We start from the raw sequence: 19772 nt of genomic DNA, 5'->3' as shown, positions 1-19772 counted from the left end.
GACTAATGGCCCAAATATATAGCTAAATGTTATGAATATCTCAATTTAGGGCTTGTGTATTAAATCAATCATGACGTACTTCTCATATTCACAAACCTTAGAAACTCACTTTTTTGCATGTGTTAAAATAATACAAATATTAAGTGTTTCTATATGTTAATAATGATGATTTTAACCATCGTGGCTTAAACATAGGGAGCATGTTGAGAGGCATAAATATAAACCATAGCCAGATGTTTAATAAAAGTTACAAAATGGCTAAATGTAAATTCTATTTATCGGTTGGCTTATTTAAGTCGAAGAGAAAATATTTAGTACTAATTCGTGTTCAAAAGTGGTTTCTGTACTGAGTGTGTACTCGGTATCTGTTAACAATAAAGGATGAGTCATGTTTAAGAAAAACATATTAGCAGTGGCGCTATTAGCGACTGTACCAATGGTTACTTTCGCAAATAACGGTGTTTCTTACCCCGTACCTGCCGATAAATTCGATATGCATAATTGGAAAATAACCATACCTTCAGATATTAATGAAGATGGTCGTGTTGATGAAATAGAAGGGGTAGCCATGATGAGCTACTCACATAGTGATTTCTTCCATCTTGATAAAGACGGCAACCTTGTATTTGAAGTGCAGAACCAAGCGATTACGACGAAAAACTCGAAGAATGCGCGTTCTGAATTACGACAAATGCCAAGAGGTGCAGATTTCTCTATCGATACGGCTGATAAAGGAAACCAGTGGGCACTGTCGAGTCACCCAGCGGCTAGTGAATACAGTGCTGTTGGCGGAACATTAGAAGCGACATTAAAAGTTAATCACGTCTCAGTTAACGCTAAGTTCCCAGAAAAGTACCCAGCTCACTCGGTGGTTGTTGGTCAGATTCACGCTAAAAAACATAATGAGCTAATCAAAGCTGGAACCGGTTATGGGCATGGTAATGAACCACTAAAGATCTTCTATAAGAAGTTTCCTGACCAAGAAATGGGTTCAGTATTCTGGAACTATGAACGTAACCTAGAGAAAAAAGATCCTAACCGTGCCGATATCGCTTACCCTGTTTGGGGTAACACTTGGGAAAACCCAGCGGAACCGGGTGAAGCGGGTATTGCTCTTGGTGAAGAGTTTAGTTACAAAGTGGAAGTGAAAGGCACCATGATGTACCTAACGTTTGAAACCGAGCGTCACGATACGGTTAAGTATGAAATCGATCTGAGCAAGGGTATTGATGAGCTTGATTCACCAACGGGTTATGCTGAAGATGATTTCTATTACAAAGCGGGCGCATACGGCCAATGTAGCGTGAGCGATTCTCACCCTGTATGGGGGCCAGGTTGTGGCGGTACTGGCGATTTCGCTGTCGATAAAAAGAATGGCGACTATAACAGTGTGACTTTCTCGGCACTAAAGTTGAACGGCAAATAGTACATAAGGCTAGTTAGAAACAGGCCTTAAGGAATGTTTTCGAAGACCACTGAACCGAATGTTGAGTGGTCTTTTTGTTTTCTATGAGATTTAAGATGAGCCGGGTATCAGCGAGAGTACAATGAAGCTTACCAATGAACGGTACAGCTGAAACAATACAACCTTGTCAAAAGACAAGGTTGTAATCAGAAAGCGTAGAAAGATTTTAGGACGGCGACTCGATACCGGACTTAGTCATACATCAACTCTTTAGCTTTGTCGGCATCAAACTCCTTTAGAGACTTTCGAGCTAAGTGACGGAATGGGAAAGCTTTAACGACTTCTTCGAATGGTTGGATAGCAAAGGCCCAAAAGATAGAGCCATCTAAACCAAAGATGATCAATGCACACAATGGAATTGAAATTACCCATTGACCAGTAAAGTTGATTTTGAAGACTGCGGTCGTTTTTCCTAGTGCTCTTAGTACATTCCCATGAACCGTGTTGTAGCCACGAACAATTGGCAAGAATATGTAGAGTGGGGCGATAACGGCCAATGCTTGATAGGTAGATTCATCCAAGTTCGGGTAAATGTCACCAATGACCAGACTTAATCCTGCGAATAAGAGTGCACAAACGAAAGAAATGACGACTGCAATATCGATACTGGTATCGACGTTTTTGACTAGGTCATCCATCTTTTTGGAGCCAATCGCTTGGCTGATAGTAATCGCGGAAGAGTGAGCCCAAGCGGTAATAAATTGAGAGACAGCCCTGATCCAAGGCATCACCAAAGTAATCGCTACGTAAGCGTTGATGTTAAGTTGCGAATACAACAATTGATATATCGTTGCGCCAATCAAAAGCATGGTCACGTTCGCTGCTACAGGGAATATTTCGATAAAGTGACGGCGAACGTTGGTAAAGAATTCAGAGCGCTGAGCGTCTAATTTGAGTGAAATCGCTGAGCTTAAATGCACGCACAAAACCAAATACAGCAAGCGGATCGTTATTGCAATAATGCTGCCTAATGCAGCGCCTTGTACTCCAATCCCTTCAAAATTAGAAAAACCATGAATCAGCACATATGAGAGTACAGCATTGATAGGCAGTTCAATTAAGTAACCTTTGAATGGGACTTTAGTTCTGCCTAGCGCATTAAATAAAGCAATGATCACCTGCGTTAACGCGGTAAAAATAACGATGTATTTCGAGATGTCTAGATAGCGGCTGATTTCTAAGTGAAGGGAAGCGTCATCTGTTAAAGCTTGAATCAAGGGTTGTTCGAAAAAAGTAAGTAGAAGCCAAAATAGTGTTGCTACGCCAAGGTTGATAAATAACCCTGCCCAAAATGCTTTAGATAATGATGCGGCGATGCCAGAGCCCACTGCGCGGCTTAATACTAACTGAGTACCGTTTGCCAGCGCCATTTGAATTCCCAGTACAAAGGCAACGATAGTCGTCGCAATCCCCATTGCAGCTAAAGGGATTTCACCAAGAGGAGAGACAAGCAGTGTGTCGATCATCAACATCGACTGCATCAAGATACCGTTTAAGGCGAGGGGCCAGGCGAGAGAGAAATTTTTCCTTACGTACGATTGTGAAGACACAAACAACACCTTATGTGTATAACCGTAAGCTTTCTCTGAGGTGGCGGAGTAGAGCGTTTAAAGAAGAAAACACTACGGTAGTTGATGGTTAAAAAATGGGTGCTAAAACAAGACTGACTTGTGTCTTTGAAAAACAAGTCAGTTTGGTTAATCTCGGTTATGCGATGGCTAATTCAACCCTAGAGAGCTTTTGGTTCTCATCGTCTAGCAGGACTTGAGAAGCAATTCGAGCTTGCTTGGTATCGCCAGACATTATTGCGTCGTAAATCGCTTTGTGTTCTTCTAAACAGAAGCGACCGCCTTCAGCGGAGTGGTCGATAAACTGCTTGAAGATAGTCGACAGAATGTTCGCGAATGGAATGTAAAATTGATTACCTGTCGATAAGAAAATCGTTTGGTGAAACAGGTGATCGTTGGTCGTCCACTCTTCATAATCGAAGCTATTTGCTGCGATGGTCATTTTCTGGAAAAGAATCGAAAGCTCTTTGCGTTGCTCTACAGTTGCATTGGTTGCAGCGAGCGCACACGCTTCCGGGTCAATCGCTTTTCTTAAGCCTAAAAATTGAGACAAGAAGGGTTTAGTATCTTCTAAATCTTGGATCCAGTACAGCAATTGCGGGTCCAAGAAGTGCCACTGTGTTCTCGGTTTGATACGAGTGCCCACTTTTGGCTTCGACTCGATTAAACCTTTTGCCGAAAGTAGCTTAGTTGATTCTCGAAGGGCAGTTCTGCTCACTCCAAAGATTTCGCACAGCTCCATTTCGCTGGGTAACTTTTGATTTTCTTCTAACTCGCCTGACAAGATCTTGCGAGCAATTTGTCTCGCCACTTGAACATGAATTCGGCGGCTTGAATCTTCCACCAATGTAAATATTGACATTTAAACCACCTGAAATTGAAACTTTGAAAACACTAAAAGCCAGACGAATCTGGTGTTTAGTGTCAGTGTATACGTCGAATTTAGTGTGAGGTTTTCCCTCATCTACTCGGGTCTGTTAACCTTATATAGTGTGGCGAACTTAAATCGCTGAGTGAGCTTATATAAACCAGCTAACTAAGGCGTTATTTGTCCGCCATTAACATCTAGGATTTGACCTGTGATGTAACCGCTGCAAGCGTGCGATGCAAAGAAAGCAAATGAAGGAGCAACTTCATCAATATTGCCAAAGCGTCCCATTGGAATGTTGTTAGCAATGGTCGCTTTCAAATCGTCGCTCTTGCCATCGTGAAATGCGGTGTCGATAGTGCCCGGTGAAACAATGTTGAAACGGATATTGTCTTGCGCGAACTCTTTCACCCAATTGCGGTGAATGTCGTGTAACCAAGCCTTAGACGCGGCATAGATGCCTGCACCAACACCACCGCCTTCGCGAGCGGCAATCGAACCCGTGCTAATCACACAAGATGTTTGCCCGGACTCAGCAGCAGAGGCGCGTAAGTGCGGGATAGAGAACTTGGTTGTCATCAGCGCAGAGCGAACATTAAGGTTCATTACGCGCTCATAAAACTCATCATCGATATTTTCTAGATTGGCGCGACCACCAAGGCCACCGGCGTTGTTAATCAACACGTCCATGCCACCAAAATGATCAGTGAACTCTTTGACTAACCTTTCGCACTCTAATGTGTCCATTAGGTTTGCAGGAAAAAAGGCAACATCGCCACCCAGTGCGGTAAGTTCAGATAGAACGTCATCAACTTTTGGGCTAGAAGCACGACTATTGATACCAATTTTTGCACCATACTTTGCGAAAATACGTGCTGTAGCTAAGCCCATACCTGCAGTAGAGCCAGTAATTAGAATGCGTTTGCCTTTTAAATCGTTAAACATCACAGTCGCCTATATTGTAGATCATTCGCGTTAATAAATCATACAATAACACTTGCAGTATTCAAGGATAGTCATCTCAAAACTGATCATCAACGACATAAATAGTGAGAGTAAGAGTCGTTTTGTGAGTTTGCGCATACAAAAAACGGTGTAAATAAGAACCATTTGTATGAATAAATGTTTTTAATTAGTTTGATGAACTAAATACTTATAATATTCATAAAATCTTCGCTAGCCTATATCATTCGTGACCTCACGTTATTCTTATACTTAGTTGGTGCAGATATAAATCAGTGCTATAGTCCGAGTTAAATAATACATATCTAATAAGTAAGTAGACACATGGCTGGCTCTTTCAATTCGATTTCAGGCTCTAAGCGAAGCCTTCATGTGCAAGTTGCACGTGAAATCGCACGTGGTATTTTGTCGGGCAATTTGCCTCAAGGCTCTATCATTCCTGGTGAAATGGCTCTGTGTGAGCAATTTGGAATTAGTAGGACTGCATTAAGAGAAGCGGTTAAGCTTCTTACTTCAAAAGGCCTACTAGAATCTCGACCAAAGATCGGTACTCGCGTTGTTGACCGTGCGTTCTGGAACTTTTTAGACCCGCAATTGATCGAATGGATGGATGGTTTGGCAGATACAGACCAATTCTGTCATCAGTTTTTGGGCTTACGTCGCGCGATTGAACCAGAAGCATGTGCATTGGCTGCTCAGTTCGCGAGCGCTGAACAACGCATTGAACTGTCGGGCATTTTCCAACAGATGGTAGAAATATCAGGTGCTGAAGAGTTTAACCAAGACAGTTGGCTAGATATTGATATGAAATTCCATAGCCTCATCTTCAATGCAACAGGTAATGACTTTTACCTTCCATTTGGCAATATCTTAACGACAATGTTTGTTAACTTTATTTCTCATTCTTCAGAAGAGGGAAGTACGTGTATTAATGAACACCGTCAAATTTATGAAGCAATCATGGCGGGTAACAGTGATAAAGCACGCCAAGCTTCTGCAAGTCATCTATTAGATACTAACCACAGATTGCCAGTAGCAAGCTAGCTTAGTGTTTTGGGTGAGGTTTCAACTCTAAGGTCTTAGCCGTTTCTATCGAGCGTTGCTCTGGATACCTAGTGGAGTCAACCTAAAATTGCTGTTACTACAGACAGTTATCTATTGAAAGCACGTTTAATACGTGCTTTTTTACATCCAAAATTGATGAAAACTTGACCGATGTCCAATATTTAGTCTTATGTGCGTTGTTTTGCTAAAACCGCTAGTAACCAGCATTGTTAGTTATATAATAATACTAATCAAATTAATGCGAGTGTGATTATATGCCTCAGTCTCTATTGCCAAATATTCTTCAGTTCATCGGTCAGATAGACCCTTTCGATAAGATCCCTAAAGAAGCGCTTCGTGACCTCGCTTTTAATGTTCAGATTACCTATCTAGCCAAAGGGGATGTCGTCGATCTATGCGAGTCAGGAAAAGAAAAGTCGCTCTATATCATTCGAACAGGATCTATGGAGCAAAGAAAATCGGACGGTGTGCTTCGTGCCCGTCTAGGCAGTGAAGATTTGTTTGGCTTTACGTTCTTAGATTCTGAAGTCAACGACGAAAAAGGCTATAGAGCTGTCGCAATCGAAAACACCTTACTTTATGTGATTCCACACTCGGCACTTCAAACGCTTTTCAAAGCCTTTCCAAGTTGCGCAGAACACTTTGCTTCACAGGCGCAGGTTCGCTTGAAGTCGGCACTGGATGTGGTCTGGTCGAATAAAGAGAAAGGCCTGTTCATTCGTAAAGTTGAGGAAGTGGCAAGCGGGCAGGTGGCAATTGTTAAGTCTGAGCAAACCATCCAGTCGGTTGCGGTTGAAATGCTTCATCAACGCTCACCGTGTGCCGTGATCTATGAAGGTGAAACCATTGTTGGTTTGATCACCGACCGAGACATGACTAAGCGAGTGATTGCCCACGGCGTGAGTACTGATAGCCTGATCTCAGAGGTAATGACGCACTCTCCACTTACTGTAAAACCGGATGATCTGGTGCTGCATGCGGCCTCTATCATGATGCAATTTAATATCCGTAACTTGCCCGTTGTGAAAGAGAATAAGGTCGTTGGTCTTCTTACTACGTCTCATTTGGTTCAAAACCACCGTGTTCAAGCGATATTCTTGATCGAGAAAATCAAATACGCGGGCAGCGTGAAAACCATGTCTTCGTTCACCTCAGAGCGACAAGCTATTTTTGAAGCGCTGGTGGAAGGTAAAGTGGCGCCTGAAACCGTCGGCAAGGTAATGACCATGATTATGGACGCCTACACCCGTCGATTGATTCAAATAGCGATTGATAAGTTAGGCCCACCACCGTGTGATTTCTCTTGGATCGTAGCCGGATCGCACGCACGTAATGAAGTGCACATGTTGTCGGACCAAGACAGCGCGATTGTTCTTGCTGACGATGCAACCGACAGTGACCGTATTTACTTCAAACACTTAGCGATGATGGTGACCAACGGCTTAGCAAGCTGTCACTACCCATTATGTCCAGGTAAATTCATGGCTGCGACGCCAAAATGGTGTCAGCCACTCAGTGTATGGAAGCACTACTACAAGAAGTGGGTGGCTAACCCAGAGTACGAACGCTTGCTTAATATCAGTGTGTTCCTAGAAATTCGTACTATCTACGGCAACAGTGAGTTCGAAGGTATTCTGCGCGATGAGCTGCATAGCAATATTCGCGGTAACCGTGAGTTTTTAAGCACGCTAGTGAAAGACGCGGTCAATACCAACCCGCCACTTGGCATCTTCAATAGCTTAGTGCTAGAGAAGTCAGGTGAGAATAAGAAAACGTTGAACGTGAAGAAGTACGCGATCAACTTGATTATCGACTTAGCGCGTATTTATGGCCTTGCTGTGGAGTGCGATTTGTCGGCGACTGACGAACGTTTCGCTGCTGCTAATGAAAAAGGCATGCTGAGCGACGATGCATTCAAGAACATTCTGGGTGCTTACCAGTTCATTCTCTCTTTCCGTTTTGGTCATCAACTTGAAGCGCTGAAGAACGGGGATGTGCCTGACAACAACATCAACCCAGATAGCTTTGGTAGCTTTGAGCGTAAACACTTGAAAGATGCCTTTAGGATCATTGCTGACCTTCAAGAAGCGGCGAAAATTCGTTTCGGAGCGCGCTAATGAAATCGTTTTTAAATTACTTTCATCCGCTTGAGCGAATTAAACGTAAACGTAAGCAATATCTGGGAACGGTTAAGTTGCCAGAAGCGTTACATGATCTCGTAGATCAGCCTTGCCCTGAAATGACGGACTTGGCCAAAGACAGTGACTATATCGTGCTGGATCTTGAGACCACGGGTCTAGACAGCGAACAAGATCTTATCTTGTCTATGGGATGGGTCGATGTGGTGAAAGGACGAATCGATTTGGCTTCTGCCAAGCATATCTACCTGAACAATGATTCTCAGATTAACGCTGAAACTGCGGTGATTAACCACATCACACCACAGATGCTGGAAGAGGGCGCATCTATTCATGATGCGATGCTCACTTTCTTCGAAGCAGCGAAAGGCAAGATTATCGTCGCGCACGCGTGTGTAGTCGAAGAGAAGTTCATTAGCCAATACCTTCTTCGCTGCTACGGTTTAAGAGCGATTCCTCTGCTTTGGCTTGATACCTTGTGTATTGAGAAAAGCATGGAGAAAGCGATCAGCAATCATGAAGAAGTCGATTTAACCTTGGCAGGGACTCGCGAAAGGTACGGGCTTCCTGAGTACAACAGCCACAATGCATTAGCCGATGCCGTTTCGACAGCGGAATTGTTTTTGGCTCAGCAGAAGCGAGTGGTTCCGAATGATGAAGTGACACTATCATTTTTATATAGGATCAGTCACTAGGGAAGCCATTTGTTCCCTTATTTGAATCATTGTTGACTGAACTGATTTGAAAGCATAAAAGCCAGCGATTATGCTGGCTTTTGTTTGGGTCTTAGAAAATTAGGCAGTTATCATCTTAGACTTTTCATATAGGGAACAGCTTAGAAGCTGTAAGTAATACCTACACGGCTACGTAGTTGACGGCTTGAGTCACACACCGTATCACTTGTACATTGAACGTTGCCAAATTCTACGTATGGGCGCCAGCTCCAATCTGCTTCTTTGTAGCCGATCTTCATGTTGTAGTCCCACTCGTACTCGCCGTTGTTACCCATTTTCCATTCGTCATTAAAGAAATCTTCTTTGTAGTTTGCTTCAAAGCCAAACTGCCAAGCGTTCCAGTTGTAATCGATATTACCCGTAATTTTACCGGCATTTAATGAGTCGTGTTGCTTACCATCAAGGCCTGTTGAAGTTTTACCTGATGCATAATTGCGGAACTCATGGCGGTAACGAAGTTTCGTTGTTACACCTGAATCAAATTTGTATTGAACACGTACTTGCGGTTTGTAAGTTACCGCTTCATCACCGAAAGTAATCGGCATTGAAGTTGTTACACGCCAGTTGTTATCGAATTTGAAGTGGTAGCCGTATTCAAATTCGTTATCACCACGTTGAAGTTCGCTTAGGTTACCCTTGTGCTTCATTTCTACGCCGTAGTAATGATTACCTGTGCTACCACCAATTTTCACTCGACCAGCCCATTCTTCCGAATCGTGCTTGTACTCTTCACGAAAATCTAGTGATGCCGCAGACACGCTGCCTGCAAAAAGAGTTGCTAATACTGCAAGCGTTACTTTATTCGTTTTTATCATTTTATTGTTTCCACTGTATCTAAATAAAAAATGGTTAATAAAGGACCAACGTTGAGCCCTTTGTTGTATTGGGATTAAAGTTTTGGGTAAAGTCGTTCTACATCGCGCTGAGCCCATATTTCCGCTAAGTTCTTTTTCATTGTGAACTTGCTAAAGTCTGTCTAAGTTGCCAGTTTCACCATTCAGGGTTTTCCCTAGCAACGCCGGCTTTTAGGTAAAGCGGAGTTATACGCTCAATGCGATGACGTTTGTTTTCGTGTGTAGGGTTACTCTTTCTTTTGAATTAAAATACTACAAATATGCTAGCGATTACAATGGTGAGGTTCTGTGAATTAGATCGTGTTGTCATGATAAAACCACTATTTACAAAGGGTTACAAAGTTAGGGTTTGAATTAAGCCTTTGTTTTTTAATGGTTATTTTTCAGGTTATGTTGATTTTCTGAGTTTTGTCTATCAATAAATGTGCGCTACAGCAAAAAATTGAATCTTTAGTTGTCATTTTTATTTGTAATACATTATTATTTACTAACTTTATGTGGCAACTCATATCGTCAGTACGTTAAACAGGTGCACATGCATCTGTATGGTTTTAGGTAGTGATTCTGTCGGTTAGTTTTAAGTGACTACCGACGTGAATGGATGAACTTATGGTTCATAGCTGCATTGGGATGATGGTTTTAAGGCTAAGGCTTTGTTTAAAAACGAAGATAGTTTAAAAGCGAAGATAGTCTAAAAGTTAACTTACCTAAAAGTACGATGTATTTGCCGTGAGGGGATAAAAAGCCTCAATCAAAAAAGGTTTGAAGTGTAGTAGGCAAGGCAGTTACACAGCCTGCTATAGAGATCGGAGTTAGAACGATTGGATATAGTCGCTCTAAACTGATGAAAAAGAAGAAATCGTTGAAGTGCTTGTAAGAGCATTTTGATTATTGCTCCCAACTATTCTAATTATAACTTCTGCTTTCCTTTAGAAAGGTAGGAGATGGTAGTGAAGATCTACCTTTGCGCTCATGTTGATACAGGCAACATGAGCGTTTTTTTATTTGAAATTTGAGTAGAGAGTCGTGTGCGGCTCAATAAGCGTGTAAACCGCGGCTTAAGAATAGGCTTTTAGGTTGATGACAACACGCTCAAGTGAGTCTGTTACAGCATCAAAGCCACGAACATTCACGCTTAATCACATGAATGTTCGTTTCCCTTCTCTTCTCTTCTCTTGTCTCTTAGTTGCAGACGTGTAGCTGCAAACTTTAACAGCAGGCGTTTAGTTATATCAAAGAGCTCCGTGAGAGCTGTTCTTGAGGCTTAGCTTTCTGTAGGCATCCACACCTGTTTAGAGGTGACTTTGTGATCTTTAAAGGTCAGTTCTTCAACTTTGTCACCGTTAGTATTCCAGCGAGTAAGTTTTCCGTTCGCGACTTCACCTTCATCAAACTTCGCTTGGCTGGCCTTATTACCGTTCGGGTAGTAGTCCGTTACCAATCCATCTTTTTGTCCGTCGCTGTATTCAGCTGTCAGGCTTTGTTCCCCATTGGGATACCAGCGAGAGGCGGTGCCTGATAGTTCATTGTCTTTATAATTGAGTTCTGCTTTTTTCTGTCCGTTTGGATACCAGGTTTCAGCTTTGCCTTGCAGTTCACCTTTTACGTAATTCACTTTAGAAGCGACTTGGCCATTCGGATACCAGTTAGTTTCTAGCCCAAGTTCTAAGCCATCGGCAAACTGAGCTTGGGTCGCGACTTGGCCGTTATCGAACTTCTCTTCAAATTGACCAGTGAAAGGTTTTGAATGGTTTACTTGGTAAGCCACGCCTTTACGCATCTGTAAGTAGTCAACAGCATCTTCACGCGGTGTTGCTGCATAGCTCATAGAAGATACCGTACTAAGAGCAATTAAGATTGGAACGTATTTCTTCATAATGACACCTTTTTATTGGACGGGGAAAGTGTAACGGGTGTGTTAAAAGCATTTCACTTCCGTGTATCCCTGTCAGTATCTAATAGTGGTTTTCAAGTTTTCATTATTGGCTGCCTAATATAGGGAACTTTTAAAAGAAAATTTCCAATTCTATTTGTACTACAAATGAGTTGGTTTAATTTATTTTTATAAATTATATCTAACGATATTTTTGCTGCTCTTCTTTAAGCTTTGATCGTCAAGAATAATAGTTTTTAACGATGAATCTTCGATTTTTAGAGACTTTGTTCATGTTTTTCGGGGTTTTGGTCGAAATTTAGTGCGGATAACTGCACTGACTTGAGGAATTGCGCTCCTAGGTGGTGCAACTTTGAACTCGATCACTTGTATGATTAATTGAGTGTCAGACTGTAAGATCATTGTCACGCATTTGGATTATTGTAGTACAAATATACTTGCCATTTATTTATAATGACCTCAACAAAAAAACATAAATAAAAGGTCTAACGATGGAACTCAATACCCTGATAGTTGGCATCTACTTCCTATTCTTAATTGCGATAGGGTGGATGTTTCGAACGTTTACAAGTACGACAAGTGATTACTTCCGTGGGGGAGGTAATATGCTGTGGTGGATGGTAGGTGCAACCGCATTTATGACCCAGTTCAGTGCTTGGACATTTACTGGTGCAGCAGGTAAAGCCTTTACCGATGGCTTTGCCGTAGCGATTATCTTCATCGCGAACGCATTCGGTTACCTAATGAACTACCTTTACTTCGCTCCGAAGTTCCGTCAACTGCGTGTTGTGACGGTAATTGAAGCGATTCGTATGCGTTTTGGTAAGGTGAATGAGCAAGTATTTACTTGGTCTGGTATGCCAAACAGCGTTATCTCTGCAGGTATTTGGTTGAATGGTCTAGCAATCATCGCATCGGGTATCTTCGGCTTTGATATGACAACGACGATTGTCCTAACGGGTCTGGTTGTACTAGTAATGTCAGTAACAGGCGGCTCTTGGGCGGTAATCGCATCTGACTTTATGCAGATGGTTATCATCATGGCGGTAACGGTGACGTGTGCTGTGGTTGCGATTTACCACGGTGGTGGCGTTACGCAGATCGTTAACGACTTCCCAACAGATTCATTCATTACGGGTGATAACCTGAACTACATGAGCATCTTCAGCATCTGGGCTGTGTTCATCTTCTTAAAGCAGTTCAGCATCACCAACAACATGCTTAACTCTTACCGCTACCTTGCTGCGAAAGATTCAAATAACGCACGTAAAGCAGCTCTACTTGCTTGTGTACTAATGACGCTTGGTCCAATCATCTGGTTCATGCCTTCTTGGTTCATGGCAGGTCAAGGTGTTGATTTAGCAGCAGCTTACCCAGAAGCTGGCAGCAAAGCCGCTGACTTCGCTTACCTTTACTTTGTTCAAGAATACATGCCTGCAGGTATGGTTGGCCTTCTGATTGCCGCTATGTTCGCAGCAACAATGTCTTCAATGGACTCAGGTCTAAACCGTAACTCAGGTATCTTCGTTAAGAACTTCTACGAGCCGATTCTTCGTCCTAAAGCGACAGAGAAAGAGCTAATGGTTGTTTCTAAACTAACGTCTACCTTCTTCGGTATCGCGATCATCTTGGTTGCTCTGTTCATCAACTCTCTTAAAGGTCTGAGCCTTTTCGACACCATGATGTACGTGGGCGCATTGATCGGCTTCCCAATGACAATTCCAGCATTCTGTGGCTTCTTCATCCGTAAAACACCGGATTGGGCAGGTTGGGGCACGCTAGTTGTAGGTGGTGTGGTTTCTTACTTCGTTGGTTTCGTTATCACTGCGGACATGATTCAAAACTGGTTCGGTCTAAATGAACTAACTGGCCGTGAGTGGGCTGACCTGAAAGTGGCTATCGGCCTTATCGGTCACATCATATTTACTGCTGGCTTCTTTGTTCTTTCAACACTGTTCTACAAGCCTCTTGCTGAGCACCGTGAGAAAGACGTAGACAAGTTCTTCAACAACCTAGCGACGCCACTAGTTGCTGAAAGTAATGAACAGAAGAAGCTGGATAACAAGCAACGTCGTATGTTGGGTTCACTTATCGCGGTAGCGGGTGTGGGCGTAATGACTATGTTCGTACTGCCAAACCCAATGTGGGGACGCATGGTATTCGTTCTGTGTGGCTTGATTGTGTTCTCTGTTGGTCTGTTACTTGTTAAAGCAGTCGATGACAAAGTCGAGCAACAAGACGAAGTGACTCCAGCCGAAGGCTAATTTAATACGCATCCTAAATAACATCACGGCCACCTGAACGGGTGGTCGTCATTTTTATAATCCAAACTTTAATGTGAGATGTACGATGAACAAAAAACTATTATCGGTAAGCATTATTAGCGCGTTCACACTCGCTTTTGCAACAGGCTGTACAACACAAGAAAAAACAGCACCCGTAGTCAGTGTCGCTGAACAAGCTACGCCTGCTGTTAGCGAAATTGACCGTAGTTACCTATTGAGCAGTGACCGCTTAACAGAGGTAGATGGCGACACTTTAGCCGTTGCTTCGGAAGAGCAAGTGGCTGCGCTTAAAGCACAATTTGAAAACCTAAAAGATGGCGACGAACTGGTGATCCCTGCCGGTAAATACGCGAACTTAGGTCAAGTGACGATCACGGCGAATGACATCACTATCAAGGCCGAGCAAGCAGGTTCTGCGTGGATCACTGGTTTGATTCAGTTTGAACTGAAAGGCGATGACATCACGCTTGATGGCTTGGTATTTACTGAGGGCGGTCCTAACGAACGCTTTGGCGCAGTTCGTATGATGGGTAATGGCAATACGCTTCAAAACTCAACATTCTACTACTTCAACCACGATTACACGTACGAGCCAGACGAGCGTCGTTCTGAGTATCCAAAGTACCTTTGGGTTTCTCTATGGGGTAAAGACGGCAAAGTCATCAACAACCGTTTCGAAGGTAAGCAAAAACGCGGCACTTTGATTGGTGTACAAAAAGATGACACAGCTGACAACCACCTGATCGCAAATAACATCTTCATGGATCAAAAGCCTAACCAGTTCAACGAATTCGACATCAAAGAAGCGATTCGTTACAACGGCAACAGCTGGGAAGCGATCCGTATTGGTGATTCTAAAGCTTCACAGTGGGATTCAAGTTCTAAGTTCGTGAACAACCTAATGATCGATATGGATGGTGAGCGTGAGCTTATCTCGATTAAGTCGGGCGACAACACGATCTCAGGTAATACTATTTTCCAAAGCACCGCGCTTATTTCACTGCGTCACGGAAAAGGCAACACAGTTGAGAACAACATGATTCTTGGCAATGGAAAGCGCCTAACGGGCGGCGTCCGTATCTACGATGAAGATCATGTGATTCGTAACAACTACATTGCAAACACTCGAGGCCGCGATGGCTTGATTGAAGGCAACGCTGACCTACGTGGCGGCATTGTTATTAACACAGGCATCATCGACGTAGCGAATGGTGAGCAGCTAGATCAAACGGTGAAAGGCAAAGAGCTTAACAAGCAGTGGACACCGAAAAACATCACCATTGAGAACAACTCTCTAGTCGATACTGAGTGGGGCATTGTTTACGGCAACCAAAGCCACCGTGTAAGTTTGTTTGACAACGCAGAAGTGGAAGGCATTTATGCGGGCGTTGATGTGGTGTTTAAACACAACGTGGTTGATAACTCGCAGTCACCTGAGTTTGTAAGTGTACGTGCAACGCAAGACTTCCCATTAGTTGGCGCAACTTATACAGACGAAACTTACGTGGGTCAAGTGACGGATTCTGAACTGATCGAAGGCTACTCGGTTGAGCTACCAAAAGTTGTTGTAGAAAACGGCATGAACGCTTATCAAGGTGAAGGCGCAGACGTGTCTAAACTTGCGGTCGTGACGGCTGAAACAGCGGGTCCAGACTACGTGCTTGAGAATACGACTAAGTAATTTATTGGTTATTACTTAATTGCTAATGGCTAATGCTTAATGGTTTGAGCTATCAAACCAATTCACGATAGCTGTCTTGGCCATTAGCACCGATAAAGCCAAAGCCTCAACGGGTAATATCTGTTGAGGCTTTATCGATCTTAGGTCGTGACCATCTCAATCTTACGTCGTGACTACTGTGATTTATACTTATGTAGCAGATCCCAAGGGATATGACATAAGTGGTGATCTTCAGGGAAGTGGCTTAGGTGATGCTGGTGGATATCATCACTCGCGACATAGTGAGTTAACGGCAACACCTCAACAGCGATACGGTCGGCGTCATCTCTTGAAGCAATATAGTGCTCAGCTTCGGTTAAGTGTTCTGCATTAGTGCTGTATACGCCTGTGCGGTACTTCTCTCCCACATCGACACCTTGTTTATTGACGCTGTAAGGGTCGATAATCTCAAACAAGTGTTTCATCAAAATCATTACAGACGTGACGCTTGGATCAAATTCAATTTGTACGCATTCTGCATAGCCATCGTAATCGCTTTGTGTGCCATTGCATTGCGTGCTATCGCATTGCGTCGCCCCGTTTTCTGTTAGCTGGGCGCTTCCATTGGCACGGCCTGCTTCTGTGCTGATAACACCAGGAACGTACTTAATAAATTCCTGTACGCCCCATAAGCAACCGCCAGCTAAATAAATTTGTTCCATACTTACCTTTTACTTCTCTGTGTTTGTTGATGTTCGTTCGATGGGTGAATCAATACGATGATACCCGCACGTATAAAAAAGCGCTTATAAAGAATGAGCGCGCAAATAAAAACAAGCGTTTAGGTATTGTAAACCTGTGCGACTGAACAAACATAAGTTTAATATGATTTGTGATTATATAAGTCAGTATTGCTTTGTCATCAACTCGAATCTCAACATCAAGTGAGCGTTACTCTAAACATGTTTGATCAAATAAAAGACTTCATCAATCCGAGCAAGAACCCAGATCTTACTCAGGCCCATGAATACCAGCGTAAGCATCTTCCGACTTTATGGTTGTTGGGTAAAACGGGGGCGGGCAAGTCATCGTTTATTCAAGCGGTGACTGGTGACTCTTCTGTAGAAGTGGGCAATGGTTTTGCGCCTTGTACCATGACGGCGATGTCTTACGAATTCCCACAAGACAAACCGGTGATGCGCTTTCTCGATACCAGAGGACTAAGCGAAGCGAATTATGATGCTAAAGAGGATCTGGAAGAGATTGGTCAGGCAGGTAATGCGTTAGTCGTTGTAATGAAAGCCGACGAACCTGAACAATCCTCAGTGCTTGCGGCTCTAAAACAGATTAAGAAACAGAAGAAAATTAAGCACTTGCTGCTTGTTCATACTGCAGTGTTGTCTTCCAGTGAACCAGATCGAGCAAGGCAGGTTCAGTTCAACACCAACCAAGTAGAGAAGGCTTGGGGTAAAGAGTTTGAATCGGTAGCGGTCGATTTCGAAACGGATGACTCGAGCAATAACAGTGGTTCAATTTACAACTATGACATCTTGTTAGAAAAGCTGACCAGTATTCTTCCGGTGATCGGAATGATGGTGCAAGACAAAGAGCATTCCACGCAAGAAGAAGCCAACTTTGATCAAGTAGAAAACGAAGTGCTTTGGTATGCGGGAAGTGCCGCGGCGAGTGACCTGATTCCGGGGGTTGGTTTGGTATCGGTACCTGCGATTCAAGCCAAAATGCTTCACAGCTTGGCCAATCAATATGGGGTCGAGTGGAACAAGCGAGTCTTCAGTGAGTTGATAGGCACTCTCGGAAGCAGCTTTGCTTTGCAATACGGAATGAAACTGGGCACTCGACAGTTGATAAAGCTGATTCCAGTTTATGGTCAAACGGTAGGTGCGGTGGCTGCAGCGGCAATGAGTTTCGGCACCTCTTATGGTTTAGGTCGCGCGGCTTGTTTTTACTTCTATCATAAGAACAAAGGCGAAGAAGTCTCTGAACAAGAGATGCAAAAAATCTACAAAGAATCCCTGAAAAAAGGTAAGGCGGCGTCGGGCTATGAAGAAAATTAGAAACCTATTTCGATTACTGGCGGTGCTATCGAGCGGCCGCTGGGGTATTGCCCTGATTTCTGCCATCTTCCCTAGCATTATCATGATGGGTTTTGGTGTCTTCTTGGCGATCAAATACGGTTACCTACTCGAAATGTCGATTGCCATTGCCGTGAGTACCTTGGTATTCACCATTCCTTTGTTTATTTCTAGCCGTTCTTCTCGCGATTCTTCAAGCCGCTCTTCACGCCGATCTTCAAGTACGGAGCCCTTCTCAAATAAAGAGAGCGACGGCCTTGGCGAAGATGCTTCTGAATCTGAATCACAACATAACAAAGCTGATATCAAGGATGCATTGGTTAAGGCTTCGACTGATTGGTCTCAAAAAGAACTGTCGATCTGGAATGATTCAAAACACCATGTACGCCAACAATTAATGGTCGACATAGAGTGGGGCAACCTAGACCAAACCGGTTTAGAGGTACTTGAATTTGTTGCGAAAAAGTTTGATAAGAAATCACTCGATTTTTCGATTCCTGAAGGGCTAAAGCTGTTCGAAGAGGTAAGCCGACGCTACAAATTGGTAGTGCGAGAGCATATCCCCGGCATTGAGTATCTCAAGGTTTCTTACATCAAAGCGGGCTACGAAGCCTACGATAAATACGGTGAGCTAGGACAGAAGATCTTCAAAGCGGCTATTTGGGGTAACCACCTTAAAAACTTGTATTTGAATCCACTCAAGGTGATTTCTGATTTAGGACGAGAACAAGCGACAGCAACGATGACAAGGGGTGTGGTTGATGACATGCAATACGCCGCCAAACAAGCCTTGTTAGATGAAGTGGCTGCGGTGGCGATTGACCTCTACAGCGGACGTTTCAGCATTGAAGATGAGGCACTTAAAGTGTCTGATGTTTCTGAACTCGACGAACAACGCTTTGCTCCAGAGCTAGAGCCTGTGCGAATCGTGCTGGTGGGACAAACCAGTTCGGGTAAATCTTCACTTATCAATGCACTCAAGCAAGAGTTGGTTGCAGAAGTGGATGTACTGCCATCAACCGATACTTCAACGGTTTACAACGCGTTTGTCGACGACAATGATGTTCGCGTGGTTGATCTTCAGGGGCTTGATGGCAATCCTAAAACCGAAGCCTTAATGCTGAAAGAGATGACCCAAGCCGATGTGGTGCTATGGGTGCTTAAAGCTAATCAATCTGCGCGTGATTTGGATAAGCAATTGAAAGATAGATTTGATGCTTTCTATGACGATCCTAAGAACATCTCACGCAAGAAGCCGATTGTGGTGTCGGTTGTGAATCAGGTAGACAGATTAAAGCCTGTAGACGATTGGCAACCGCCGTATGACTTAGAGAATCCAACATCGACCAAAGCGAAGATCATTGCTCAAGCGCTCGAATACAATCATATATTGCTGCAAACCGATATCGTGTTACCGCTGGCGATTGCGCCAGAAAAGGTACAGTTTGGTTTAGATACTTTAAGGCAGACGTTGATCGAGCGTATCGCTGACGCAAATAACGTTCAGAGAAATCGCCAACGTTTAGAAGCCATGAAAAGAGGGACGTCGGTTAAAGGCCAACTGAATAAAGCGGTCAAGGCGGGTAAGAAGGTTGCCCCCAGTGCATTGAAAGCAGCGACGCCAAAACTGGCTGAAATGGCCATCAAGCAAGTCGTGAAGAAGAAGTAAGTTATTCACTGCGAATACGGTTCTGGTGAGGTTTGAGCCTCATCGGAGCTTATCTTTTTAGCTCAGTAGATTCCTAGAAGATAGCTTTTTAGAAAACAGCCATCTTCGCCCCTTATTCGAGGAAGCATTGAGTTTAAAAGAGATTTGATATTATTAAGTAACTCGCTGAACTAGTTTAATAGTATATAAACGACTGTGATTCAGAGTTTATATAACATGCTATCGTATTTAATCATCATTCTAAATGTTGATCACATTTATACTTTTCTAAGCTGTATTTATAAAACAATTACACTATATTTAAATTTCGGATCATCTTGATTTCAACGTAGGGATATATTGTGAACATGTATCTGAAATGGCAATCAACAACATGGCTAACCTTGTTAGCTTGGTATACCTTAGATCACCAGCTCTCGTTCCGCCTTTCTTCAGAGTAGTACCCTCTAGGCGTCACACGCCAGCAAAGCAGCGCGCTTTGTTTACCTATCAGCAGCTTTGATAACCTTTGAACGC

14 protein-coding genes are annotated in these 19772 nt (G+C 43.3%); 8 read left to right on the top strand and 6 right to left on the bottom strand.

Annotated features, from left to right (window positions below; all coding sequences use genetic code 11):
- Window positions 1–388: 388 nt before the first annotated feature.
- Window positions 389–1426, top strand: coding sequence for a polysaccharide lyase family 7 protein (locus tag AB4517_RS05570; RefSeq protein ID WP_004733527.1), 1038 nt, complete (start codon window positions 389–391; stop codon window positions 1424–1426).
- 230 nt (window positions 1427–1656) lie between these two features.
- Here AB4517_RS05570 and AB4517_RS05565 read toward each other — a convergent pair whose 3' ends face one another.
- The 3 genes from AB4517_RS05565 to AB4517_RS05555 form a co-directional block, all read right to left on the bottom strand.
- On the bottom strand, window positions 1657–3024 hold the full coding sequence (locus AB4517_RS05565; protein WP_081322222.1) for an MATE family efflux transporter: 1368 nt from the start codon (window positions 3022–3024) through the stop codon (window positions 1657–1659).
- Between the two features lie 148 nt (window positions 3025–3172).
- Window positions 3173–3895, bottom strand: coding sequence for a FadR/GntR family transcriptional regulator (locus AB4517_RS05560; protein ID WP_017061468.1), 723 nt, complete (start codon window positions 3893–3895; stop codon window positions 3173–3175).
- 174 nt (window positions 3896–4069) lie between these two features.
- Window positions 4070–4846, bottom strand: coding sequence for an SDR family NAD(P)-dependent oxidoreductase (locus AB4517_RS05555; protein ID WP_017061467.1), 777 nt, complete (start codon window positions 4844–4846; stop codon window positions 4070–4072).
- Window positions 4847–5188: 342 nt separating this feature from the next.
- Between AB4517_RS05555 and AB4517_RS05550 the strand changes: the two genes are divergently transcribed.
- From AB4517_RS05550 to AB4517_RS05540, 3 genes are all read left to right on the top strand, one after another.
- Window positions 5189–5908, top strand: coding sequence for a FadR/GntR family transcriptional regulator (locus AB4517_RS05550; RefSeq protein ID WP_010438385.1), 720 nt, complete (start codon window positions 5189–5191; stop codon window positions 5906–5908).
- Window positions 5909–6183: 275 nt separating this feature from the next.
- The gene (locus AB4517_RS05545; protein ID WP_017061466.1) at window positions 6184–8046 is read left to right on the top strand and encodes a DUF294 nucleotidyltransferase-like domain-containing protein; all 1863 of its coding nucleotides are present in this window, start codon (window positions 6184–6186) and stop codon (window positions 8044–8046) included.
- Window positions 8046–8762 (top strand): 3'-5' exonuclease, encoded by a 717-nt coding sequence (locus tag AB4517_RS05540; protein WP_372148027.1) that lies wholly within the window; start codon window positions 8046–8048, stop codon window positions 8760–8762. Before AB4517_RS05545 ends, AB4517_RS05540 begins: the two co-directional genes overlap by 1 nt.
- A gap of 140 nt (window positions 8763–8902) precedes the next feature.
- Here AB4517_RS05540 and AB4517_RS05535 read toward each other — a convergent pair whose 3' ends face one another.
- Both AB4517_RS05535 and AB4517_RS05530 read right to left on the bottom strand, forming a co-directional pair.
- The gene (locus AB4517_RS05535) at window positions 8903–9616 is read right to left on the bottom strand and encodes an oligogalacturonate-specific porin KdgM family protein (protein ID WP_010438391.1); all 714 of its coding nucleotides are present in this window, start codon (window positions 9614–9616) and stop codon (window positions 8903–8905) included.
- A gap of 1303 nt (window positions 9617–10919) precedes the next feature.
- Window positions 10920–11531, bottom strand: coding sequence for a toxin-antitoxin system YwqK family antitoxin (locus AB4517_RS05530; protein ID WP_017061462.1), 612 nt, complete (start codon window positions 11529–11531; stop codon window positions 10920–10922).
- Between the two features lie 509 nt (window positions 11532–12040).
- Between AB4517_RS05530 and AB4517_RS05525 the strand changes: the two genes are divergently transcribed.
- Both AB4517_RS05525 and AB4517_RS05520 read left to right on the top strand, forming a co-directional pair.
- Entirely contained in the window at window positions 12041–13813 is a 1773-nt protein-coding gene (locus AB4517_RS05525) for a sodium:solute symporter family transporter (RefSeq protein ID WP_017061461.1), read from the top strand.
- An 85-nt stretch (window positions 13814–13898) separates the two neighbouring features.
- Window positions 13899–15515 (top strand): polysaccharide lyase 6 family protein, encoded by a 1617-nt coding sequence (locus tag AB4517_RS05520; protein ID WP_372148026.1) that lies wholly within the window; start codon window positions 13899–13901, stop codon window positions 15513–15515.
- A 173-nt stretch (window positions 15516–15688) separates the two neighbouring features.
- Here AB4517_RS05520 and AB4517_RS05515 read toward each other — a convergent pair whose 3' ends face one another.
- Window positions 15689–16216: a peptide-methionine (S)-S-oxide reductase gene (locus AB4517_RS05515; protein ID WP_017061459.1), complete on the bottom strand. Its 528-nt coding sequence runs from the start codon at window positions 16214–16216 to the stop codon at window positions 15689–15691.
- A gap of 240 nt (window positions 16217–16456) precedes the next feature.
- Here AB4517_RS05515 and AB4517_RS05510 point away from each other — a divergent pair, with 240 nt between their 5' ends.
- Together AB4517_RS05510 and AB4517_RS05505 are read left to right on the top strand one after the other, a co-directional pair.
- Window positions 16457–17569, top strand: coding sequence for a YcjF family protein (locus AB4517_RS05510; protein ID WP_108194399.1), 1113 nt, complete (start codon window positions 16457–16459; stop codon window positions 17567–17569).
- The gene (locus AB4517_RS05505; protein ID WP_372148025.1) at window positions 17556–19256 is read left to right on the top strand and encodes a GTPase family protein; all 1701 of its coding nucleotides are present in this window, start codon (window positions 17556–17558) and stop codon (window positions 19254–19256) included. Before AB4517_RS05510 ends, AB4517_RS05505 begins: the two co-directional genes overlap by 14 nt.
- Window positions 19257–19772 lie beyond the last annotated feature (516 nt).

The organism is Vibrio sp. 10N.222.52.C3 (assembly GCF_041474195.1).
In the GTDB taxonomy this organism is placed as follows: domain Bacteria; phylum Pseudomonadota; class Gammaproteobacteria; order Enterobacterales; family Vibrionaceae; genus Vibrio; species Vibrio crassostreae_C.
Note: the sequence above shows the minus strand (reverse complement) of the source record. Positions and strands in the feature narration are given on the sequence as shown.